General features: G+C 59.2%; 14 protein-coding genes. 6 read left to right on the top strand and 8 right to left on the bottom strand.

Features of this window, described 5'->3' with window-relative positions:
* The first annotated feature begins 21 nt into the window (after positions 1 to 21).
* Complete coding sequence (locus VGB22_10820; GenBank protein ID HEX9751759.1) at positions 22 to 732, top strand: winged helix-turn-helix transcriptional regulator; 711 nt, start codon at positions 22 to 24, stop codon at positions 730 to 732.
* Here the strand turns inward: VGB22_10820 and VGB22_10815 are convergent.
* Both VGB22_10815 and VGB22_10810 read right to left on the bottom strand, forming a co-directional pair.
* Positions 626 to 2,686 (bottom strand): hypothetical protein, encoded by a 2,061-nt coding sequence (locus VGB22_10815; protein ID HEX9751758.1) that lies wholly within the window; start codon positions 2,684 to 2,686, stop codon positions 626 to 628. The two genes, VGB22_10820 and VGB22_10815, sit on opposite strands and share 107 nt — an antisense overlap.
* A gap of 1,750 nt (positions 2,687 to 4,436) precedes the next feature.
* Positions 4,437 to 5,228: a nitrilase-related carbon-nitrogen hydrolase gene (locus tag VGB22_10810; GenBank protein HEX9751757.1), complete on the bottom strand. Its 792-nt coding sequence runs from the start codon at positions 5,226 to 5,228 to the stop codon at positions 4,437 to 4,439.
* 216 nt (positions 5,229 to 5,444) lie between these two features.
* Between VGB22_10810 and VGB22_10805 the strand changes: the two genes are divergently transcribed.
* The 3 genes from VGB22_10805 (at position 5,445) to pckA (ending at position 9,490) form a co-directional block, all read left to right on the top strand.
* Entirely contained in the window at positions 5,445 to 7,250 is a 1,806-nt protein-coding gene (locus VGB22_10805) for a M14 family zinc carboxypeptidase (GenBank protein ID HEX9751756.1), read from the top strand.
* Between the two features lie 11 nt (positions 7,251 to 7,261).
* Positions 7,262 to 7,711 (top strand): MOSC domain-containing protein, encoded by a 450-nt coding sequence (locus tag VGB22_10800; protein ID HEX9751755.1) that lies wholly within the window; start codon positions 7,262 to 7,264, stop codon positions 7,709 to 7,711.
* A gap of 189 nt (positions 7,712 to 7,900) precedes the next feature.
* Positions 7,901 to 9,490, top strand: a complete 1,590-nt coding sequence (gene pckA, locus VGB22_10795) for a phosphoenolpyruvate carboxykinase (ATP) (protein ID HEX9751754.1) — start codon at positions 7,901 to 7,903, stop codon at positions 9,488 to 9,490.
* A gap of 340 nt (positions 9,491 to 9,830) precedes the next feature.
* Here the strand turns inward: pckA and VGB22_10790 are convergent, their stop codons facing one another.
* The 5 genes from VGB22_10790 to VGB22_10770 all read right to left on the bottom strand — a co-directional run bounded on the left by VGB22_10790 (position 9,831) and on the right by VGB22_10770 (position 17,568).
* Positions 9,831 to 12,020 carry a DGQHR domain-containing protein gene (locus tag VGB22_10790; protein ID HEX9751753.1) on the bottom strand — a complete coding sequence of 730 codons (2,190 nt, stop codon included), beginning with the start codon at positions 12,018 to 12,020 and terminating at the stop codon, positions 9,831 to 9,833.
* Positions 12,021 to 13,118: 1,098 nt separating this feature from the next.
* Positions 13,119 to 14,285, bottom strand: a complete 1,167-nt coding sequence (locus VGB22_10785; protein HEX9751752.1) for an ABC transporter permease — start codon at positions 14,283 to 14,285, stop codon at positions 13,119 to 13,121.
* Between the two features lie 3 nt (positions 14,286 to 14,288).
* On the bottom strand, positions 14,289 to 15,446 hold the full coding sequence (locus VGB22_10780) for an FtsX-like permease family protein (GenBank protein HEX9751751.1): 1,158 nt from the start codon (positions 15,444 to 15,446) through the stop codon (positions 14,289 to 14,291).
* Between the two features lie 195 nt (positions 15,447 to 15,641).
* The gene (locus tag VGB22_10775; protein HEX9751750.1) at positions 15,642 to 16,313 is read right to left on the bottom strand and encodes an ABC transporter ATP-binding protein; all 672 of its coding nucleotides are present in this window, start codon (positions 16,311 to 16,313) and stop codon (positions 15,642 to 15,644) included.
* A 16-nt stretch (positions 16,314 to 16,329) separates the two neighbouring features.
* Positions 16,330 to 17,568: an efflux RND transporter periplasmic adaptor subunit gene (locus tag VGB22_10770; GenBank protein HEX9751749.1), complete on the bottom strand. Its 1,239-nt coding sequence runs from the start codon at positions 17,566 to 17,568 to the stop codon at positions 16,330 to 16,332.
* 288 nt (positions 17,569 to 17,856) lie between these two features.
* Between VGB22_10770 and rmuC the strand changes: the two genes are divergently transcribed.
* Together rmuC and VGB22_10760 are read left to right on the top strand one after the other, a co-directional pair.
* Entirely contained in the window at positions 17,857 to 19,221 is a 1,365-nt protein-coding gene (gene rmuC / locus VGB22_10765) for a DNA recombination protein RmuC (GenBank protein HEX9751748.1), read from the top strand.
* Positions 19,222 to 19,247: 26 nt separating this feature from the next.
* The gene (locus VGB22_10760) at positions 19,248 to 19,829 is read left to right on the top strand and encodes a GNAT family N-acetyltransferase (protein ID HEX9751747.1); all 582 of its coding nucleotides are present in this window, start codon (positions 19,248 to 19,250) and stop codon (positions 19,827 to 19,829) included.
* A gap of 61 nt (positions 19,830 to 19,890) precedes the next feature.
* Here VGB22_10760 and VGB22_10755 read toward each other — a convergent pair whose 3' ends face one another.
* The gene (locus VGB22_10755; GenBank protein HEX9751746.1) at positions 19,891 to 23,469 is read right to left on the bottom strand and encodes a S8 family serine peptidase; all 3,579 of its coding nucleotides are present in this window, start codon (positions 23,467 to 23,469) and stop codon (positions 19,891 to 19,893) included.
* Positions 23,470 to 23,658: the final 189 nt, after the last annotated feature.

The following is a 23,658-nucleotide window of genomic DNA, read 5'->3' as shown; positions in this document are numbered from 1 at the left end:
GTGTCAACGTATTTTGATCGTGTGAATCAGATTGACAAGCTGGTCGCCCTGTGTCATCACCGTTGGGCGATCCCGGTCATGGCGGAGCTGTCGCGTCTGCACGGCGAAGCGAAGTTCGTGCAACTCACATTCCGGCTGGGGATCAGTCCCGATTCGCTAAAGCACACACTGCGCGCGCTGACCGGGCAGGGGCGGGTCCGTCGCAATCCCGGCTATGGGCACCCGATGCGTCCCGAATATCTGCTCACCGTGGCGGGACAACGCCTCGCTCCGGCGTGCGACCGACTGATGCGCAGCGCCGAACGCCTCGGTCTCGGCGACGTCGTTTTGCGCAAGTGGACGCTGCCGACGCTGTTCGTCCTCATTGTCTCGCAGGGCGGGCTGCGTTTTTCGGAGATGCGCGAACAAATATCGCCGATCACGCCGCGCGCGCTGGCACAGTCGCTCAAAGAAATGGAACACGCCGGACTCATCGACCGTGACGTCGCCGACACTTACCCGCCGTCAGTGACGTACCGCGTCGCTCGTTTGGGCCGACGCATGGCGCCGTCGCTGGGGCGATTGGTTGCTGGACTTCTATTGAAGGGGAAACGGTGCAATGCGGGAACACAAGTCGGACGGAGTATTATTGCTGAAGCCGATTCCATTGACCGAGAAGCCCCCCATAAGACGCGGCCATTCCTTGATCACAAGTCGGGACACAGAACTCCGTTTCAGGTGAGGCGTTATTGAATGCAACATTCACATAGTGCACGACATCAGTGACGTCTGTCACACCTGAACAATCGACATCGGTCCATTCCCGCGTACACAGACCTTCCTCAGCCAGCCCGGCGCGGAACGCAACATCGACGACCCGTGTGACGTCGAATACATTCGGAATACCGTCGCACATCGGATCGGCATGGCACTGGCAGTCGCAAATCCGGAATTCTGTCGGATCGGAACCTGCACCGTCCGGTCGCCAGCCATAGAATTGCGCTATGGCCGGTCCCCGGAATATCTCGAGCTCCAAGGTCGTGCTGTAAGTTCCCGGTGCCTCGCGCTGATGGTCCCAGACCGGCCGTGCAATCAGCCCCTCGTCCGAATCGTCATACAGGAAACAGCGGACATGCGCAAACGACATATCCAAGGTCCACGTCAGAACTTGATCGGCATAAGAGATGTCGTTGAATGTGGGCGTTGCTTCATCCAGATCCGTGTGAGTGAGCCCAACCGTGCCTTGCAGTTGGCCGTTTATCAGGAGATACCGGACCTGTGGCGCGGTCTCGTAACCGTAGTTGTTGAGTCCATCCCAAAAGACACTTCCATAAATCGGATCGCGTGTGATCTCACTAACAGCTATCGTCTTGATAAGTGAACCCGTCAATGTGGTGATCTGTACGATGTCTCCAAGCGCAACCGGCTGAACCCGCAGCGCCCACTCGAAATGCGGATCAATCGCGTCGGCGGGGCCGTCTCCATCGGTGTCGGTCCAACCCCAATGTTTCACAGTGTACTGACACAAATAGGGGGTCTGCGCGTCTGACCGCATGACGCATGATACCGCAGAAGGATTGCACACGTCGCAATTACCGTTTAGGCCGTGCAAGTAGCCATGACTGCCGCCGCAATCGCAATCGGCCTCCGAATATTCGTCAGGCGCACCGAAGACATGCCCCGTTTCATGTGCGAACACTGTGCTGAGACCAGAGGTGCCCCAGCCGTCATTGTGATACGTCAGGACTATTAGGGGGCTCTCGTATCGCGTCCCGTCAATGTCGTAGTACGGAGCATAATATGCGAACTTGTCGTTTGAGAACTTATGATCATCGTCGTTCTCGTCCATGACGATAAAAACCTCGTACGACCAATCCGAGGCATAATCGTGACGAATGCGGTTGGCCAGCTCGTACACGCCGTCCCATTCGTCAGCCACGCCCAAGTACGAGAATGCGTCATCCATCCACTCAAACTCCCAACTCAGAATCGGACAGCAGACGCTGTAGTACGGAACAGATCGACCCGTAATCGGCTCATAGGAAGTCGGAACACCTGTATGGATTGAGTAAACAAAACTGAGGTACTGTCCATGCAGCTCGGCTTGGTCGATTAGCCAATCCGCCCCTTGAATGACTTCGGATATCGCCTGCGTTTCAGCACTGCTCGTCCAGTTTTCGCCCGAACCGCTGCTCTCCATGAGAATAACGGCTACGGCGACGCGGCCAATCATGTATTCCGCGGTGTACATCTGAAGTGGGCTTGTGGCGATGTCCTTGAATCCGCTTGCCTCTTTGGTCGTCGGTTCCGGTTTGATGACGCACCCGCCTGCCGGCCAGGACGAGGTTCCGAAAGGTTTTTCAGCATGCTTGTCTGATTGGGACAAATGCATCAAGACAGCAGTGGCCCTGGCGATTTGGCCATCTCCAGTCTCTGATGGAGAATCAGTCGGGCTAATCGTTCTTGCAATGCCGGCAATGCCGGTGAGCGATTCCGGCAGAAAGCCCTGTGCGTCAATTATGCAATAGTTCGGAGGGAAGAAATGCCGGACATGCATGCCAATTCCCTCGAGCCGCGACACGGCCGCGTCATACTCAGCCAGGGCTGTATCGGAGAATTCCACCAACATGTAGTTCTGGGAGTACGCCATCTGTGTCGCGAGCGAGAGTATCGAAGTGGTGATGACAGAATAGGTTCGCCGGAGCATGGCAACCTCCAAAAAGCCACTATGGCGAAGCTGTCAACTCCACCAAGACATCTTCCAGATCATCGTCAGCCTTACGAAGTGTTGTGTCACGAGTGTGATACCCTGTCGCTCCAATGATGAGAAGGTGCTCCGACCACGGTGGCGCAGCAAAACCAAAGCTTCCTGTGGAATCGGTCTCCACACGAATACCCTCGAGGGAATCGGACAATGCAACCCACGCCGAGGCGATTGGCGCTTGCGTGGAATGCGAACTGACGGTTCCGGAGATGGTGACCGTTTGTTCGCTCACGTCTCCGGGGCATCCCACGATGACGCCAAGCCAGAATAAGCAGATGGCGAGGCGCCCGACTGAATGTCCACCCCGAATCATTATCATCTTCCTTATATCGCCTGTGGCGATGGCACAAGTTCGATTAAGATTGTATCGGTATCCCCATGTACGTCTTCCAAGAGCGTGTCAAACGTTTTGAACCCGTCTGCCCCAACGAAGAGTGATTCTCTGGTGATCGGGAAGGAACCTATGGAGAATGTGCCAGCGGAGTCGGTTTCCGCTCTCGGTCCCAGCAAGGAGTCTGCAAGCGCGACCCATGCGGAAGTGACCGGCGTATGCGTCGTGGCCGACTGCACTACGCCCGATATGATGACAGATTTCTCACTGACGATGTCCCCGGGGCACCCCGCGAACATGCAGAACGTGCTGAGGCAAAGGGCGATGCAGCAGAGCGATCGTCGAAGTCGCATCATACGCAGCCACCTCTCGTTAAGATTCGCTAGACCCATAGCTGTTGGAGCCATGCCTTGTCAACCCAATAATTTTCTCCGTTGCCGTCGTGAGCCACGTCGGCCAGATCATTTTATATCTTCCCGAGTTTCTAGAGTCAGTTTCATGACCGAATTCGTATGTAAATCAACGGATTACGCCGATGTTGGGCCTCTTTCATCCGCCGCCCCTGTCACGGAATCGGGTCTGTTTGGGATGGACCAGACTGTCTCCTCCCTCCTCGGGAGGACCGGAGCCTCAAAGCTTGGACGGTCCCTGCTTCGGCGCGCCGAAGGGTCGTCAGAACGGATCGACGGACTACGTCTAAGGCCATGAGTATCAATCAGAACGGGTTATGAAACTGATTCTAGGGCGATGGCACAAGTTCGATTAAGATTGTATCGGTATCCTCATGTACGTCTTCCAGCACTGTGTCATACGTCAGGAACCCGTCCGCTCCAACAAAGAGTGAATCTCTGACTATGGGGAAAGAAATCAGGGAAATCATGCCTGCGGAGTCAGTCTCAGTTCTCGGACCAAGCAACGAGTCTGACAACGCAACCCACGCCGAGTCCAATGGCAGCGAGGTTTCCGATGATCTTACTGCGCCAGTAACGTGTACCACGGGTTCTTCGGCAACGGGCCCATTCTGGCAGCTGATAAGGAACCCGAGTGAAGTGAAGCAGACGGCGAGATAACCGATAGATCGCCGAAGTCGCAGCATATTCAACGTTCTTTCGTTAGGATCCTTCAACCTACACTAATCGACGCGCAATGCTTTGTCAGTAACAAAACTCTGTTCCGCGCGCTTTTTGAGATTTGAAATGCAATCAAACATAAGGGCTATTCCACGCGTTTTTGGGCGTCGTCCGGCGAGTCCGCGCATGGTGGATCGTCACCGTGAACTCTCCCGGCGAGGATGTCAGACGGACACAACAATGAAAATCGACAGCGCGTCGCGACCCGCTCCTACGATGGAATATCGATAATCTACAGCAGCACGGCGTCGCGCCGCGTGTCGAAGCGCGATTTGACCGTGTCGATGGCGGCGGTGTCGATCGCAAATGAGTACCACGGGCGATCCTCCGGCCGGGGATCGGGACCGAGGTCGAAGACGATTTCTCCGGCGGGGCCAAATACGTAGCTGCCGCCGCCTTCATCGTCGCGCGAGTCCACACCGACGACAAAACATTGATTCTCAATCGCGCGTGCGCGCAAGAGCGTCTTCCACACATCATCGCGCACACGCGGCCAGCGCGCCGGAACCGCCAACAGCGTAAGTCCCTCCCGAAACCACGGCCGCACGATTTCGGGGAAGCGCAAGTCGTAGCAGATGATCACGCCGACGTAGATCGTTTCGTCTCCGCACTGAAGTCCGAGAATCTCACCCGGATGACCCGGCGCAAAATGGATATCGTCGCGTAATGGGCGAAACAGATGCGTCTTGGTGTAACGAGCGATCTCGATGCCGTTGGAAAAGACCACCGACGTGTTGCGGACTTTGCCATCGGGTCCCGGCAGCGCCAGCGATCCGCCGATCAGGTGGAGCCGGTGCTGACGTGAAATCCCCGACAACCGATCCAGAATGCGTGCCGTGCGTTCGGCGGATGAGCCGCCGCTTTCGAGACGCGCGTATCCGCCGTCGAAGAGTTCCGGCAGGATCAGAATGTCCACTGCCGCGGCGTTCGAGCCCGCAGCAAAAGTCTCCAATCCATCGGCATCGAAGGCGCAGGCAATGGTCGCGGTCATGGCGGTCGCCGCCCCGGCAGGATTGCATGCCATCTGTCCCCGGGGAGCCCAGCGATACAGTGCGGTTGTTTGAACCCGCGAAAGCCGTTGAGGAGCATACCACAGGCGGCGACTCCGATTCAAGGGTATTGCGCCAATAACGGAAAACCGTTCGACGCGGCCTGCCGTCGGGCTTACATTCAGGATCAAGTTGGCCGATCCGGCCCGTTGCGGTCTCGACATTCCAACTCCACCGGAAGGAGAAAAGCCATGCGCAGATATCTCGCGACGGCAGTTATCCACTTCATCATCGTGCCGCTGGCAGTGTGTTGCGCCGTTGAGGATGCCCTCGGACAGGATCAATGGACCACAGTCGCGGAAAAGTCCGACTATCGTACTACCGCCACCTACGACGAGGCCATCGAGTATTGCCGTCGTCTGGATGACGCATCCGACTGGGTGCAGATGACATCCTTCGGCGTCACGCCACAAGGGCGAGACATGAAGCTGCTGGTTGTCTCCCAGGAGGGGGCGTTTACCCCGGAAGCGGCCCGGCGCACCGGCAAGACGATCCTGATGATCCAAAACGGCATCCATTCCGGGGAAATCGACGGCAAAGATGCGACACTGGCGCTGTTGCGCGACATCGTCATCACCAAAGAGCGCGCCTCGCTGCTGGACAGCGTGATCATTGTGATCATTCCGATCCTGAATATCGACGGGCACGAGAACCGGGTACGGTACACCCGCCCCAACCAGGATGGCCCCGACAATGCCGGATTCCGTGCGACGTCGCAGCGTCTCAATCTGAACCGGGATTATCTGAAGGCCGACTCGCCGGAGATGAAGTACTGGGTGCTGTTGTGGCGGCAGTGGATGCCGCACTTTTTCATCGATGACCACGTCACCGACGGGCACGACTGGCAGTATGTCGTCACCTACAGCGCCCCCTGGCAGCCCAACTCCGACACCGCCGTCCGCACCTGGGTCAAACACTTTTTCGATTCGTCGTTTACGCGCGCGGTGCGCGGCGCCGGGTATCCGGTGTTCCCATATGCGTCGTATGTCGACGAGCGCCAGATCGAGAAAGGCGTCAATATCTGGGTCGACAGCCCGCGCTTTTCGACCGGATATGTGGCGCTGTGGAATCGTCCGGGCCTGCTGGTCGAGATGCACTCGCTGAAGGACTACAAGACACGCGTTCTGGCCAATTACACGGCGCTGGTCGCGGTCCTGGACATCCTCAATGCCCGAGGGCGCGCATTGCAACAGGCGACCGCTCTGGCCGACCGCAAGACAGCCGGCGGCGAGATCGGACCGTATCCGTTGACCTTCGAACGGACCGGCGATTCGATGATGGTCGAGATCGCGACGTATGAATCGCGCTGGGATTCCAGCGCCATCACCGGGGGATGGTATCCGGGCTGGGATCACAATCGCCCGATCACCGTGCGCATGCCGTACTTTAACGTACACAAGCCCAGGGTGACGGTCGTCCCGCCGCGCGCATACTTCATCCCACGCGAGTGGACCGAACAGATCGATCTGCTGCGGCTGCACGGCGTCGAGTTCGACACGCTGGTGCGCGAGCTGACCGCACCGGTCGAGCGCTATTATCTCGACAGCGCCCAATGGGAGACTGCGCCGTTCGAATCGCACCTGAGGGTCAAATACAAAACCATCAGGGTCGACACGACCATGTCGTTCCCGGTCGGCACCGCTGTCGTCGATATGCTCCAGCCGGCGGCCAAGGTGATCATGCAGGCGCTGGAGCCGCAGGCGGTCGATTGCCTGGTGTCGTGGGGAATATGGAACGCGATCTTCGAACGCAAGGAATACATCGACGACTACATGGTCGAGCCGCTGGCCGATTCCCTTTTGGAACACGATGCCGCGCTGCGAGCGGAGTACGAAGCGCGTCTGGCCAGCGACACGGCATTTGCCGGCAGCGTTACCAGGAAGCGCGAGTTCTTCTATAAGAACTCGTCGTACTACGAGCACGACCACAACTGGTATCCGGTGACGCGCTTTCACGCGCGCATCAACTTTATCCCGCCATGGAGGGATTGGAACTGATTATGAACGGAATGATCGTTTCAATCCATCGTGTCGCCGCCAACGGCGGCCCCGCTGAAGAGCTGGCCATCGTCCCGGTACGGACCAACTGGGGAATCGAAGGGGACTACCGTTCGCGCGCCGACAAGATGCGTCAACTGACTCTGATCGAAGAAGAGGTCCTCGATCAGGTTGGTTCGATACTGGGGCACGAGGTTGCCCTGGGAGCATCGCGCCGTCAGATCGTCGTGCGCGGGCTGGATCTCAGGGGAATGATCGGAAAGCACCTGGCACTGGGTACTGTCCACGTTGATGTCGTCGGACCATGCGATCCCTGCGAGCGCATGAACGAGACCATCGGGCCGGGTGGTCAGGCGGCCCTCGGCGACTGGGCGGGAGTGGTCTGTTGCGTCCTGACCGGTGGCCAGTTGCGCGTCGGCGACAGCGTTCAGGTGCTCGATTCGGTTTCACAAACTCCCTGAGCCGATGGCTGCTGCTGCCGATTTGGCAAACCTGACTTTTGCCCGGAGCGCCCGGACCTCGGCAGTCCTATATTGCCATTGGCCCGGTTACAGCCGGCCCATCGGGGCAGCACTGAGTTTTGATATGAGTGCCGGAGGAGTACCGTGAGCAGCATTGCCACTGCCGATAAACCTGTTGTGACCAAGACCATGAACCAACGGGTCGGAATTGAAGCCGCCGGGCTGACCAATACTGGCCCGATCCACATGAACCTGTCGGTGCCGTTGCTCTACGAAGCCGCCGTGCGCCGCAACGAGGGTGTGATCGCTCCCGATGGCGCGCTGGTGGTCCGCACCGGACAGCACACCGGACGTTCGGCGCAGGATAAGTATATCGTCGATGACGACTCGACGCACGCCCATGTCTGGTGGGGCAAATCGAACGTCGGCATCGACCCTGCCAGGTTCGATGCGCTACACCGCTGCGTGCTGGCCTATTTGCAGCATCGTGAACTGTTCGTGCAGGACTCGTACGCCGGCGCCGATCCCAACCATCGCCTCCGCGTGCGCGTGATCTCCGAATTCGCCTGGGCCAGTCTCTTCGCCAGAACGCTTTTCATTCGCCCGAATCCACGACAATTGCCGTCATTCGCGCCCGACTTTACCATTTTGCACGCGCCCAACTTCCACGCGACGCCCGAGCTCGACGGCACCCGCACCGGGACCTTCATCATTCTGAACATGAAGAAGCGGCTGATTTTAATCGGCGGCACCAGCTATGCCGGTGAGATCAAAAAATCGATCTTCACGGTGATGAATTACATCCTCCCGCTCGAGGGCGTCTTCTCGATGCACTGCTCGGCGAATGTCGGCGAGCGCGACGATGTCGCGCTCTTCTTCGGGCTGTCGGGCACCGGCAAGACGACGCTGTCGGCCGATCCCAACCGTTTCCTCATCGGCGATGACGAGCACGGCTGGTCCGACGGGGGAGTCTTCAATTTCGAAGGCGGCTGCTACGCCAAGGTGATCCGGCTTTCGCAGGTCGCCGAGCCGGACATCTATGCCGCGATTCACCGCTTCGGCGCGGTGCTGGAAAATGTCGTCTGCGACCCGGTGACGCGCGCGCTCGATTTGGACGATGCCTCGCTGACGGAAAACACACGCGCCGCGTATCCGCTGGAATTCATCCGCAACCATGTCCCCACCGGACATGCCGGGCATCCTGCGAACATCATCATGCTCACCGCCGATGCCTTCGGCGTGATGCCGCCGATCGCCAAGCTCTCCCCGGCGCAGGCGATGTACTATTTCATCTCCGGATATACCGCCAAGCTCGCGGGGACCGAAAAGGGTCTGGGCAGCGAACCGCAGGCGACTTTCTCGACCTGCTTCGGAGCGCCGTTTATGGCGCTGCATCCCAAAGTCTATGCCGGGCTGCTGGCCGAACGCATGCGCAAACACAACGCCACCGCGTGGCTGGTCAACACCGGCTGGAGCGGCGGGCCGTTCGGAGTCGGCGAACGCATGTCGATCGCGCACACGCGCGCGATGGTCAAAGCGGCGCTCTCCGGCGCGCTCGACAAAGTCGCCACCCGTCCCGATCCGGTCTTCGGGATCGGCGTGCCGGTCTCCTGTCCCGATGTCCCATCCATTGTGCTCGACCCGCGCAGCACCTGGCCCGACCCGGCGAAGTACGATGCCGCCGCGCGCGATTTGGCCAAACGCTTCCGCGACAACTTCAAGCAGTTCGAGCGCGATGTCCCCGCGGAAGTGACAAACGCGGGTCCAAGCGGGGGGTGAGGTTTTTTTGTTCAGTCGTAGGGTTTGCTCCGCCCACTTGCTGTCACACAGACATTTGGTGGGCTCAGCCCCGCACGCGGGACCTACGGGCCACCCTACGAATACCACTCCGCCTACAACGATGAAGTGTGGCCCGGACCTTGGTCCGGGTTTCGAACATTTGGCATTTGAACAGAGATTAAGGATGTGTCTCCTTCACATTGCTGAGGCGCAGCCTCAAGGCGCTCGCAGAATCGCCAAAAGCGCGATCACACGAATCAGCCAGGGTCATAGAGAGTGCCGAGTCGTCGGATCACCGGAGGCAAACCCGGACCGAGGGCCGGGCCACGCGTCGACAGGCTTACCCATCTTCGGGACCCGGGCGTGACGTCAACCATCGTTCGTAGGTCTCCAACCATACAAGATCCTCGGACGTAACTTGGCGGTTTTTAGCGGGATGCATTACAATCTTGCGGATGTCGTTCACCTTCACGATCCATTCCGTGCGCTTTTCTTTATTGCCCTTGTCACCATACGCGAACGTATCCTTGAACACTTCCCAGTTCTTAAGCACAATCTTGCGGAAGTCGATGAGCTCCAGGTAATCCTCCTTGTTTCCTTTGCCTAATTCATCCTCCAGTCGGGTAGACGCCTTCTTGCGGACTTCATCAGGAATACCGCTGTACCACCAAGCGTCGCCATCCGGCAATTCCTGATATTCCACGCGCAATCCTTCGACAATCAGCAATTTCAGAGTCTTTTCGATCCGCTCAACAATGGGGTACGCTCTTTCGTTAGTGCGTGCACTCTGATCCTTGACGAAGTCCTCGAGCCCAGGGGGATTAAACTCGGGAATGGAGTCCCTTATCGCCCTTTCGCATGTTCGCCTCCCGAGTGTCTGTCCTTGGGTACCTCTGTGACCTTTTCGAAAGGCATCTTTTTCCATTCCGTTGAGGGAACCGAGGTATTTTCCCAACTCGTGCCCATAGCGATCAAGCTTACCAATCACTTCTTCCTCACTCATCTCAACCAGTGGGAGGCCGTTCCGCGCCAAATGGTCGAACACGGATCGGAGAACAGCAATACAGATGACCACCCCGTCGTTCATTGCGAGTCCACCGCCTTCAGCCTTGCCAAGCGCCCACCATTCGGCAGCATGTTCGCAGATCCTAAGAAACCATGCATTTACAATGGCAGATGCTCTTCTGACAGTTAGCTCATTGTCGACCGCCCAAAGCGGCCCGTACAGGATGTCTTTCTTGACAACGAAGAAGCTGGGAATGTTCAACGCAGAGAACATTGCCTCTAATGTGATGCATCGCTTCTCAGTCGCGGGCTCATCCGAAAGAAGGATGCGCTCATTGAACGGTGAATGCGGGTCACGTCCAAGCACTTGTATCACTTTTGACACGATGGCACGTGTACGAAGCTCCACATCGTCGGCGTTCCAGTGGAGCTCCGCATAGAGTTCGTGTAGGAGGCTCCGTTTGACGCTCTTCTGCTCATGGTTGATGTCGATGAAGAGCCGGGCCTGTTCGTTCGCGGGCAGACCCTCAAACGCCAGCACGCTGACATAGCTCTTGTCGCAGAGTGGATGTCCGGAATAGGCAAACAATCGATGCTGTCCATCGATAATCCAGGCACCGCGATACCTCGGAGTCAAGTGAAGAACTCCATATCTCCCACCCTCATCTCCCGTTTCCGCGTGCTTCGGCTCGAATCGGAGCATCCGCTTGTCCTCAAAACTCAGCACGATGTTGGTTGGAAACATACCATCGTTCGAGATATACTCGCGTATTGCCTTGAGGCGTGTCTTGCGGATCATTCTCTGGTATGTGTTGACGTCGGATGCCTTGCCCTTTGCTCGATGCGACACATAAGCGATCTTCAGAAGATAGCTGGGCTTCACAGAGAACGTGTAGCATGTGAATCCGCCCATCTTGGCGCGTAGGGCGGGGATTCTGGACTCCAACCCGCCTACTTTGCGTTCGGGTAGTAAGTCGGCGAGAAACTGATATTTCGCACCCGGGCCAAGGTGTATGACCAGTTGCTCGTAATACTCTAGATTCTCTTTGTCAAGCACGGCGATTGTCTCTTTCTCGGTGCGTTTGCGGTCGCTTTCGCCGAGTTCAATGTCCCAAAGCCAGAATGCGAACACCAACGTGCGTTTTTGACCGTCAGGCAGCATCTTTCTGACTGCCGAACTGAAGTCCTTCTTAAGCGTGCTCAGCTTTGCCAAGTCATTTTGGAAGGCGTTCGCCCTGCGTGGTGATTTGGCGGACTTGCATTCTACAACAACTGCAACGTCGGCATCAATCGCCACGACGTCGAGCTGATTTGTGATGGAGCTGTCGTCGCTTGCGGACGTGATCAGTCTGCCGCCGCCATCTCCAGACATGAAATCAAATCCCATAGTATAAAGGACCGACCAAACACGATCCTCAAGGAGTGTGCTCTTCGACTTGTCCTTTTTGACGCGGGCCGTTCTCTTTCCGGCCTTCTGGATGCACCAACCCTCGCCACGGGCTTCGTCAGTCTTTGATGTTGCCACTGATTTGAAGACCTCGGTCCTTCTCTTACGAGCAGCCAGAGCTCGGAGGCTCTCAACGGGGTGAACATTCTCAAGCACTTATCCACCTCCATTCATCGCGAGAGCGCCATGCGGTAGTTTGCTATAAGTAGCTCATTGACCCGGTGTTTGACCCGCTTACATGAAATATAGCGAACTGCTGGGAGTTGAAGGACGCAAAACCCGCGGTACAATTCCCTTACAAGTGGGACATCGGCATTCGAGATCAAGACTCGGCAGCCGTTGCGGTCGAGACGTTGTGCCTCTTCCGCAACCCTCCTGTGATCCGCGATTGAGAATCGATTCTCCGTGTAGTGTGTGAAATATGCTGTACCATTCAGCGGTGGGTACGGAGGATCGAGATAAACGAAATCTCCGGGTCGGGCTGCACTCGTGGCGTCTTCGAACCTTTGCACTTTGAGGCTTGCATGCTTGAGCGCTGAGGAAGTGGATCGAAGGAGTTCCAAGCTCGGCAAGGACGGCGGCTCCTTCCATCCGTATGGGACGTTGAACTTGCCTGCGCGGTTTACTCGGAATATCCCATTAAAACACGTCTTGTTCAGATAAATGAACCTCGCCGCCTGAGCAGGCGAGGCTGAACCACGATTGTATGCCTCCCTCACCTCATAATAGTATCGTTCGGAGGTGGATTTGGCGTACCTTCGGATGGAACGGTAGATCAGCTCAGGGCAATCTCTCACGAATCTATGGCAGTCGATTACATGATGATTCGCATCCGAGAGTGAAGCATGCCTTGGCCGTAATGCGAAGAAAAGTGAGCCCGCACCCAAAAACGGCTCGTGATACCTCAGTCGCTTTGCGTCCTCAGGAATGTGCTGTAGTATCTCATTAATCAAATTGATCTTGCCGCCCGCCCAGCGCAGGTATGGCTGTAGAATGCCCGCGGCGCAGTAGGGAATCGGCTCTGTATGCTCCGTCATATCTCTCACGATGTTTCAAGCCATCCGTGTAGGACGAATCTACTCTTATACTGAAAGCCCGTCCACGAACTTGCTAATTCGCAGCGTAGGTCGTTTGGAACCGCCGTCCGTTGGTCGAAGTGTAAGGCGTTTTCATACGCTACTCCATCCTCAGCGAATCCACCACCTTCGCGCGGGCGGCGCGGACTGCGGGCAGGAAGCCGCCGGCGATGCCCATGACGACGGCGAAAATCAGGGAACTGATGATGATCGTGGGGGATAAAGCGAAGCCGAAGGCGAGCTCGGAGAAGGTGTCCCAGTTGGTGGTGGAGATGGTGACAAACGACATAAACGAAGCGGCGACCAGTCCGACTCCGCCGCCAATGAGCGAAAGCCACATCGCCTCGGTGAGAAAGACGCTCAGCACCCGCGCGCGCGAGAATCCGAGCGCCCGCAATGTCCCGATCTCGACCGTGCGATTGGCCACGGCGGCATACATCGTGATCATCGCGCCGATCATCGCGCCGATGGAAAAGACGATGGAGATGACCAGCCCCATGATCTTGATGAAGGACGATGTGGCGACCGACTGGCGGCGATAAAAATCGACTTCGCGCTGCACGGTCACGCTCATGCGCGGATCGGCTTCCAGGCGCGTCTTCATCTGTTCGAATTGCGCCGGATCGGCAAGTTTGACGGTCATTGACGAGTAGATATTGCGACGGAACGCCTGCTGCACCTGTTCGACATCGCCCCACAGTTCCGAATCCCAGCCGGTGCCGCCCGCATCGAAGACGCCGACCACGGTCCATTCGCGCCCGGCAAATCGTGCGGACTCACCGAGGCCGCACCCCTTGAAGTTTTCCGAGACCGATAATCCGGCGATCACTTCCGAAGTGCCGGGACTAAACATGCGCCCTTCAGTGATCCGGATGCCGGGCCGCAGCGCGAAGGCCGTCGGGGTCGTGCCACGAATCGTGACATTGGAGGGATCGTCGTTGGCGCGCTTGTTGATGTTGATCAGCACGACAATCTCGGCCACCGCAACGGGGGTCCCGTCTTCGGCGATGGCGACTTCCTGCTGTGTCTCGACCACGCCCGCCTGATCGCGCAACACCAATGACAATGTCTCCGATGTCGCCCCGCTGCGCACGACGATGGCGTTGTCAGGCGAGCCGGTGTCGACCAACGTCTGCTCCAAACCGTGCGACAGCATCAACACCGCCGCAAACACGAACACGACCAGCCCGACGCCCAACACGGTCAGCGTTGTGGTGAGCTTGCGTACGGTCAGATTGCGCAGACTATAGTTGAGCAGCAGTCCCATGATCTATCCGATCCGCCGCAGCCCGTCGGCGATGCGCACACTCAACGCGCGCCACGCCGGGAAGATCGACGCTAAAATGCCGACCCCGATTGCGGCTGCGGCCGCCATCGGGTATGTGTTCGGGTCAATCGGAAAAGCCGGGAACCAGGCGCGCAGCGCCGCGCCGACGACATTGAGGACGGGAAACATCAGCGCGATCCCGAAAGCCCCGCCGAGGGCGGAAATGAGGAGCGACTCTCCCACAATCAGTCCGCCGACATGAAACGCGCCGAACCCAAGCGTCTTGAGCACAGCGTATTCGGAGATGCGTTCGCGCGCGGTCATCGCCATCGTATTGGCGGCAACCAAAAGGATGATCCCGATGACGAGAAACGAAATGACCTTGAGCGAGAAGATGATGGTCCCGGCCATGGCGACAAAGCTCTGCTGAAACGCCGCCTCGGTTTCGGTCAGCGTCTCATCGGCGGAGTTGTCGAACTCTGCATCGACCGCGGCGGAAATCTGCGCCGCTTTCGCGGGGTCGTCGATCTTGATGATCCACCAGCCGACCTGCCCCGTGCGCGAGGGCCACTCCTGCGCCATCCGCTGATCGATATAATCCCAATGGAAGAGAAACTGCGAGACATCGGTGGCTTCGTCACGTCCGGTGTATGCTCCGCGAATCACGAAATCCCACTGTCCGGGATAGATCATTCCCGTGAGCGTGACCACATCGCCGACGCTCCAACCGAACCGCTCCATCGTGACCTGCCCCACGATGACGGCGTTGCGCTCACGCGTGAAGTCACTCAGCGCCGCCGAATCGACCAGGAATTCCGGATAAAGCTTGAACGACTCGGCGCTCTCGAAGGCGATCTGGGCGAAGAAATCCTTGGGGTCTTTATAGTAGCCGCCGAACCACGTGCCGTGAGTCACCGCCTCGACCCCGGATATGCGTTCGATCTTGGATTTCTGCGCCAACGGCAGGGTGAACGTGATCGATATTTTGCTGCGCGTGATCAGGCGATCCGGCGCGGCTTGTGTGACTCCGGCGTACCAAGCCGATATGAATGTGCGCAAAAGCCCGAACGCGAGAATCGCCACGCCGATGCCGGCGATCGTCAGCAGTGTGCGCAGCTTGTGGCGCATCATGTTGCGGTATATCAGGCCGAAGACACGCATGAGTTATCGTCGATTCAGTTGCTTCGGAATGAAGCGCGATACGTTTACGAGTCCGCTACCGGTCCTTCTGTCCCGTATTGCGCACGGGACTCGGGGCGACATCCCCCACCGGGTGAGGATTATGTTTCTCTCTCTCCTTCTGGGAGAGGGTCGGGTGAGAGAAAACGATGAGATGTAATGATCCATCCAAGTCTCTTACTGCAACTCGCCCTTGTCCAGATTGCGCACGACATCCGCGCGTTCCGCCGCGCGGGGGTCGTGCGTCACCATCACGATCGTCTTGTTGAATTCCTTGTCGAGCCGTACCAGCAAATCGAGCACCTCGCTGGCCGACTGCTTGTCCAGATCGCCGGTCGGTTCATCGGCGACGATCACGGTCGGATCGGTGACCAGCGCGCGCGCGATGGCGACCCGCTGTTCCTGTCCGCCGGAGAGTTGACGGGGATAATGGTGCATCCGATCTTTCAGTCCCACCAGCTCCAGCACCGTCTCGACGTGTTGTTTGCGCTCTTTGCCGGAGAGCTTGGTCAGCAGCAATGGCAGCTCGACGTTTTGAAAGGCGTTCAGAACCGGCAGCAGATTGTAGAACTGGAAGATAAACCCGATGTGCCGCGCGCGCCATTTGGCCAGGTCGGATTCGTTGAGCGAAGACAGATCGGTCCCGGCGACACGCACGGTCCCGGAGTCGGGACGGTCGATGCCGGCGATTAGATTCAGCAGCGTCGTCTTGCCCGACCCCGACGGCCCCATCAGCGCGACAAACTCGCCCTCCGGAACCGACAGGGTGAGATTGGCGAGCACGTTGATCTGGAGTTTGTCACGGTGATAGCTCTTGCTGACATTGGCGACTTCGACGACACTCGGCATGATGTCCGATCCTTGGTTACTCTTTGAGTTCGATATCATCCCCGTCGTGCAGGTTGTGAGGAGGATTGACGACGACAATATCACCCGCGTCCAGTCCCGACACAATCTCCGTTACCCCGCCGTGGATTCTTCCCGTCTGTACCGTGACTTCAGAAACGCGGTTATGGCTGACCCGGAAAACGAGAGTCTGTCCGTTTTTGGTCGTCAGCGTGGTTGTCGGGACGGTCAGGACCGTGCCGGTTCCCAGTTCCGCGGCCGATTGGCCGCTGGCCAGAAAACCGACTTTGGCCGACATTTCCGGCAACACGCGGCTGTCGAGTTGGTCGAAGGCGATCTTTGTTAAGACGGTTGCCTTTGAGCGGTCCGCTGTCGGGACAATCTTCTTCACATAACCGGCGTACGGTTCGGCGGGCTGGGCATCAAGGGTGATGATGCACGGTTGGCCGACCGACACGCGCTGGATGTTCGACTCGGAGACATCGGCCTCGACTTCCAATGACGACATATCCGCCAGTGTCACCAATGCGCCGCGCGACGATGACGACGCCGCAAACGGCGCAACCACCTCGCCGACGTCGGCGTCCTTGGTCAGGACTGTTCCGTCGAATGGGGCGCGAATGAGCGTGTTCTCGACGGCGACGGCGGCATAGTCCTGGTCGGCATGGGCGCGGTCGAGCGCCGCCTTCGCCGAATTGACTCCGGCCTGCGCCGTGCGAAACTGTGCCTCGGCGTTGTCGAATTCCGACTGCGAAGCCAGGGATGATGTCAGCAACCCCTTGATGCGGTCGTAGTTCAGTTCCGCCTCATGCAACAAGGCCCTGGCACGTTCCCATTCGGCATCGGCCTGTGCCACGGAAGCCCTCGCCGAGGCCAGCGCTGCCTCGACATCGTTGGATTCCAGCCGACCGATCACATCGCCCGATTTGACCTGATCGCCCTCCTCGACATTGAGCACCTCCAGTCGTCCGGTACCCTTCGAGGCGACGGCCGCCTGACGCTGTGCCACGACATACCCGGTCGCAGTCAGCAGCGACTGCGCTGCCGCCGGTGCGAGCCGTTGCACGCTTGCCACCTCCACGACCGCAACTCCCCCGCGCAACTGCAGAAACAGGACGGTGACGATGACGGCCAGAACGACCGTCGCGATGACGGCAAACTTCCACGGGTTCCGATTCACGACCGCATGCACCGGTGTGCCCTCATCGCGATGGATGCGCAGACGGGAGAGGTCGGGTCCGGAGGATTCGGCGTTCATGGTTTGAGCAAGGCCAAATAGTATAGAATGTTCAATATAACGGATCAAATCATCTTCGGCACTGGCCGGGTCATGCATCTTTACAGGCAGGAACGCCGTACTGCCCAGGTGCCCTCAACCGGCAAATCGGCTACCTTTGTGCTCGCCATGCGCCTCGCAGGGGACAACCGAGGGGGGTCGATACACCCGGGCATCCCTCTGTCAAGAAAGAATGTGATTGCCCCGGCATGAAGCGATTGACTTGATAGATGCCGGGCATTTCGCTTAGTGTCAGGAGGATCTGCAACGATGGTTTGGCTGTATCTGATCGCCGGCCTGCTTGTGGGAGCTTTGGGGGCGTGGCTCGCGGCTCGTTCGGGCCGACGCCCGGCACCAGAGGGACCCAGCGCCGATACGCTGCAAATTGTCCGTCAGCAGATCGACCAGAAGGACGGTGAGATTCTGAAGCTGCGCGAACTGTACGACACCGAGCGCACAGCCCATGGCGAAACACGCAAGGAACTGGCGGTCACGCAGCACAAGCTGACCGAATCCTCGCAAAACCTGGCAGAGCAGCGGCAGTTTATCGAAGAGAGCAAAAAAAATCTCGCCGATGCATTCAAGGCGCTGTCCGGTGACGTCCTCAAAGAGCGCCTCGAAGAGTTCCGGCAGCAGGCCGGCGAGCGTCAACAGTCCATCGATGCCCTGATCAAGCCGTTGACCGATTCATTGAGCCGCTACGAAAAGCAGATTCAGGAGCTGGAACGCACCCGCCAGCATGCGTACGGGACTATCGAAGAGCAGTTGAAGACCGTGACGGCGGCCACAGATCTGTTAAAACGCGAGACCGCCAATCTCGGGCAGGCATTGCGCAAGCCGCAGGTTCGCGGTCGCTGGGGCGAGTTGACTTTGCGTCGCGTAGCCGAATTGGCGGGCATGAGCGAGCGTTGCGATTTTTATGAGCAACAGTCGGTCGACACCGATGAGGGACGACAGCGTCCTGACATGATCGTGCATCTTCCTGGTGAGCGGACGATCGTCGTCGACGCCAAGGTCCCGTTGGTGGCTTTTCTGGACGCGGTCGAAGCCGCCGATGACGATGAACGCGCGGCTCACCTGCGTCGTCACACCGCGCACGTGCGCGACCACATGAAGAAACTCTCCGGCAAGGCCTACTGGAGTCAGTTCGATCAGACGCCCGACTTCGTTGTGATGTTCATCCCTGGCGAGTCGTTTTTCTCGGCGGCGGTTGATGTGGATCGGAACCTGTACGAGGAGGGGGTTCGCAGCAACGTGATCCTGTCGTCACCGACCACATTTATTGCTCTGCTGCGCACGGTTGCGCTGGGATGGCGGCAGGAGCAACTCACCGAAAACGCGGCGCAGATCAGCAAGCTCGGCGCGGAACTGCATGAACGAATCAGCAAGTTTGTCGAGCACTATATCCGCGTCGGCAAATCGCTGGAGTCGGCAACGGCGGCGTACAACGAATCGGTCGGTTCGCTGGAATCGCGCGTGCTCGTCTCCACCCGCAAGTTTCGGGAACTGGGCGCTACGGCGCAGCCCGATATACCCGAGAGCGCCCCAATCGAACGCGGCGTGCGTCGCCTGCAAGTTGAACTGTTGACTAATCCCGATGGTTCGGCGCCGCGCAGCTCTGGCGACGGCAACTGACGCGGCTGCTCCCGTCGAAGAGATCGATGCCCGCGACACGCTCCTCCATCAAGATTCATCCCGTCACGCCCGAACGCTGGGGCGACTTTGAAACGCTCTTCGGTCCGCGTGGCGCCTGCGCCGGATGCTGGTGCATGTGGGCGCGCAAGCCGCGCGCGCAGTACCTGCGCGACAAAGGCGACGGCAATAAGAGGACGATGAAGCGGCTGATCGCCTCGGGCGTCGAGCCGGGAGTGATTGCCTGCGTAGACGGTCAGCCGGCGGGTTGGTGCGCGGTGGGGCCGCGTGAGGAATATCCCGGACTGGGCGGCTCGCGTATCCTCGCGCCGGTCGACGACAAACCGGTCTGGTCGATCACGTGTCTGTTTGTCGCACGTCCGTATCGGCGGCAGGGGCTGAGCACCGAATTGATCCGGGCGGCAGTCAAGCTCGCCAAGAGTAAACGCGCGCGGCTCATCGAGGCATACCCCCACGAAACCAAAACCGACCACGCCCCCGATGCCTTCATCTGGACCGGGACACTCTCGGCCTTCCGCAAAGCGGGATTCAAAGAAGTCGAACGCCGCTCGCCCGGACGGCCGATTGTGCGGCTGGCAATTCCTCGATAGTGGTTGTGGGCACGGCACGCCGTGCCACTACGATTCTGGCCGGTTCGCCCGCCAGGCAGTTTCACGGCACGCACGGCGCCGGTCCGAATCGAAACAGGTAGTCGATCAGGCGAACGATGTCGGCGACGGCGATCGCACCGTCGCAGTTGAGATCTGAGGGTTCATAAGGGGGAAGTTGCGGGCCACCGCGCAGCATCGCGACGACCAGCTTCGTGACATAGATGATGTCGTAATGCGGGTCGGCGAGCACAGCGGTATTCCACGAATCGCCGCGAAACTTCGGCCACGGACGCACGGCGTAGTCCATCGGCGTCGGCAACTTCCAAAGCGCGAGCAGACGGTCGGTCGACTGCAATGTCACCATATCGGTGCGTCCGTCGCGATTCAGGTCGGCGATGATCGGCGTGGCCGGAGTGATGACCGACCCGAACCCGAACGTCAACGGATACCCGGAGACCAGAGAACCATCTGCTTCGAAGGCAAAGACCCGATCCGGACCGGTCAGGATCGAGCCGACACGCAACACGATTTCCGGCTCATCATCGTCGTCGATGTCGAGGATAGCGACCGAGGATGCCGCGCCCGGGAGCGTCGCCAACAGCCCGTTTGTCGAGTCGGACCCCACCGGAGCGCCATTGGCGTGGAAGGCATAGAGATACCCCTCATCGAGCGAATACGGGGCGCCAAAGATTTCAGGGGAGCCGTCGCCATCGATGTCTCCGGCGGACAGCGCATACAGCAAGTACCGGTCGAGCGTATGCGGGATGGATCGCGGCCAGCCGGGCAGGACGGTTCCCCGCGCGTCGATCATCGTGAAGAAGATATCGCTGGATGAGGCATCGGTCGCTGCGTAAGCAATCTCGCGCTCCGGGCCGCCGACAAAGTTTCCGATCACCATGCCGAGGACCGAGTGGTGCGACGCGATTGTCGCGGAGGGATTCTCCCGGTACGGTTTTGCGGTGCGTCCGTCGAAGATCAGGATGTTGTCTGCTGCCGCAATGAGTTCGGGACGTCCGTCGTTGTCGAGATCGCAGACACTCGCGGATGGCAGCCAGGTCTGAACGGAATTCGCATTGGCCACACTCCCGAACGAGCCGCCGTCCTGCGGACGGTACTCGGTACCGTCGGCATTCCACACCTGAATGACGCCGAAACGGTCGATGGCCAGAATCTCCAACGCGCCGCGCCCGTCGACATTGCCGACCGTGGGCAATGCGCCGCCGTAAATGTTGTAGACACGCTCGAAGGGCTGCGGCCATCCGGCGTACTGCTCGCCGATGAAGGCATAGATATACATTAGCGAGTCGCCGGGGACGATGATCTCGAATTTGCCGTCGAAGTCCAGATCGGCGATCGCTGCCGGCGACGTCACATCGGGCAGCGTGTCACGCGGCCATCCGGGGTATGCGGTGCCGTCATATCGCAAAACCATCATTCCGCGCTGGGTCGCACAGACAATCTCGTCGTCACCGGCCCCGTCGAGATTGACCGCCGTGACCGCGAAGTGTGACACCCCCTGCAACGGCACCGGCCAGCCGTCGGCGAATGGTGATGCGACCGTCACCGGCACCGAGAACACCGGCGATGCGGAATCGCTGCTGAGCCGCAGCGAGAGCAGGTAGTCTCCCTCAGGAAGCGGATCGGTACGCCAGATCGCCAGCGTGTCGTCCCACAGCGGGCGTGTCGACAGAGCGATCCGCCGGCTGGTCGTTGCCGGAAACGGTCCCGACGCGGTCAATTCGTACGACGCGAATCCGTGTCCTGCGGCCGTGCCGATGACAGCGGACAACAGCCGGATCGTATCGCCTGGCCGGGGAGATGTGATAGCGACATCCACGTCTCCGTGCAGAGTGATTCGAATCTCACGAACCGCGTCATGGCCGGCATCAACGCGCAACGTGTATGGCCCGCGCAGCGGGCCATTATCCCACTCGGCAATTGTGCCGTTTGACACCGGCTTGTTCGACTGCGCGACGATGCTCCAGTCGGTCTCGCTCGGGGTATGCCCGGACGCGACACTGACGAGGTAGCCCCCAAATGCCGGGCCGTACGCCGATCCGGTGATCACGACCGGTCCGCGCACCCACGTGTACGGCTGCGGCTCCGTGATAGCGACAAACGTGCCGGGGAGTGCGGCGATGGCGCGCTCCAGGTTGATACGACCCGCTCCGGTGAATCGGTCGTATCCGGGATAGTTTTCGCCGGTGCCGTATGGATCGACAATGTCGTCGGCAGTACTGCGCAGAATGTTGCGCACACGTTCGTTGTCCAATCCGGGTGCGAGTGACAAGAGCACCGCGGCTGCGCCGGATGCGTGCGGCGCCGACATCGAGGTGCCCGAGGCGATCAGGTAGTTGCCCTGCACGATGTACGATCCCGCTTCACCGGCATCGGCGTACAGATCGGTGCCCGCCGCGCGCAACGACAGAATCTCCTGACCCGGCGCGGTGAAATCGATGAAGTCGTTGTACGTCGCAAACGTCGCCTCGCGATCGTCGGCGGTCGACGCGCCGACTCCGATCGTGGTCGGATAACCGGAGGGATAAAAGACCTCATCCTGCCCGGAGTTGCCCATCGAGCAGACGAGTACGACGCCCCGTGCGTGCGCGTACTGCAGGGCATCCTCCAGCGCGCGCGAACGAAACGCGCCGCCCCAGCTCATGTTGATCACCTGCGCGCCGCGCGCGACACAATAGTAGATCGCCTGCGCCGAAACCGAGAAGAATGAGTTGGGAAAATTCTTTGCGCAGAAGATGCGCGCCGATGCACACACGCCGGCGATCCCCACGCCGTTATCCGGCACCGCGCCGATGATGCCGGCGACATGCGTCCCGTGCCCGACGTCGTCGCGCACGTTGTTGTCGGCGGTCAGATCAAGCGGGGTCGCGCTGATATCGCCGGAAAAATCCCAACCGTCGACGTCATCGACGAATCCATTGTGATCGTCATCGAGCCCGTTGCCGGGGATCTCGCCGGGGTTGCGCCAGACATGGTCGCGCAGATCGGGATGCTCCGGATCGATGCCGGTGTCGATCACGCCGACGATGACCGTCGCGCGCGGACCCGTATGATTGTGCGCTGTTAGCATCCGCACGTCCGCCCCCGGCGTGCCGGTGCGTTCGGTCAGTGTGTCGTTGTTGTCGCCGGGGACGCTCTGCACATGCCAGTACGGCTGCCCGGTGTTTTGCATGCTCCATTGCCGGGCAAACAGCGGATCGTCCGGTATCGCGCCGTGCAATTCGACACGTCGGTCGACCTCGGCATACTCGACCCACGGTAACGCCGACAGGCGCCTTGCGACTTCCTTGGGATCGGACTCATCGGCCAGTGCCATGACAAACGTATGCAGACCGGGGTGCACATCAGGCGATGTTGCCGCTACGGAGGACTCGGCCGCCGTCCACAATCGCTTCGTATCTGTAATCCCCAACGACCGGCAACGACGCAGGATTTCTTCCTCATCCTGTCGTAATGCTGCACCGATCGCCAATGATGTGCCGCGCAGTTGATCCGACGGCAGAAAGCCGGGCCGGACCTTGACGATCAATCCGCCGATTTCCGGAGACGGCGACGACGGTTGTCCGAAGGCGACGGGAATGGAGCTGCAGAATATCGCGATCAGTGCGGCGCATGACGCCAATCCGCACGTCGAGAATCTTGGGGGACGGGCTGCTCTTTCCCGGCAATCGGCCATGGAGTCCATTCCCAATTCAGGGACAGGTACAAACTACACGAATTGTCGCGGATGGGGTGGAGAAAGAGGGGTGTACTGCCGGGGGCGGATTGCGCCCCGTGTGAATATTATACGCACGAACGCGGAGTTTTCACA

The sequence above is a fragment of the Candidatus Zixiibacteriota bacterium genome, assembly GCA_036397555.1.
Lineage (GTDB): Bacteria > Zixibacteria > MSB-5A5 > WJJR01 > WJJR01 > DATKYL01.
Note: the sequence above shows the minus strand (reverse complement) of the source record. Positions and strands in the feature narration are given on the sequence as shown.

What these genes read in the sequence shown, in the direction of transcription:
- VGB22_10775 (HEX9751750.1), bottom strand. Translation starts at nt 16,313, where the DNA reads ATGCCGAGTGTCGTCGAAGTCGCCAATGTCAGCAAGAGCTATCACCGT.
- pckA (HEX9751754.1), top strand. Translation starts at nt 7,901, where the DNA reads ATGAACCAACGGGTCGGAATTGAAGCCGCCGGGCTGACCAATACTGGC.
- VGB22_10805 (HEX9751756.1), top strand. Translation starts at nt 5,445, where the DNA reads ATGCGCAGATATCTCGCGACGGCAGTTATCCACTTCATCATCGTGCCG.
- VGB22_10800 (HEX9751755.1), top strand. Translation starts at nt 7,262, where the DNA reads ATGATCGTTTCAATCCATCGTGTCGCCGCCAACGGCGGCCCCGCTGAA.
- VGB22_10785 (HEX9751752.1), bottom strand. Translation starts at nt 14,285, where the DNA reads ATGGGACTGCTGCTCAACTATAGTCTGCGCAATCTGACCGTACGCAAG.
- rmuC (HEX9751748.1), top strand. Translation starts at nt 17,857, where the DNA reads ATGGTTTGGCTGTATCTGATCGCCGGCCTGCTTGTGGGAGCTTTGGGG.
- VGB22_10760 (HEX9751747.1), top strand. Translation starts at nt 19,248, where the DNA reads ATGCCCGCGACACGCTCCTCCATCAAGATTCATCCCGTCACGCCCGAA.
- VGB22_10770 (HEX9751749.1), bottom strand. Translation starts at nt 17,568, where the DNA reads ATGAACGCCGAATCCTCCGGACCCGACCTCTCCCGTCTGCGCATCCAT.
- VGB22_10810 (HEX9751757.1), bottom strand. Translation starts at nt 5,228, where the DNA reads ATGGCATGCAATCCTGCCGGGGCGGCGACCGCCATGACCGCGACCATT.
- VGB22_10780 (HEX9751751.1), bottom strand. Translation starts at nt 15,446, where the DNA reads ATGCGTGTCTTCGGCCTGATATACCGCAACATGATGCGCCACAAGCTG.
- VGB22_10815 (HEX9751758.1), bottom strand. Translation starts at nt 2,686, where the DNA reads ATGCTCCGGCGAACCTATTCTGTCATCACCACTTCGATACTCTCGCTC.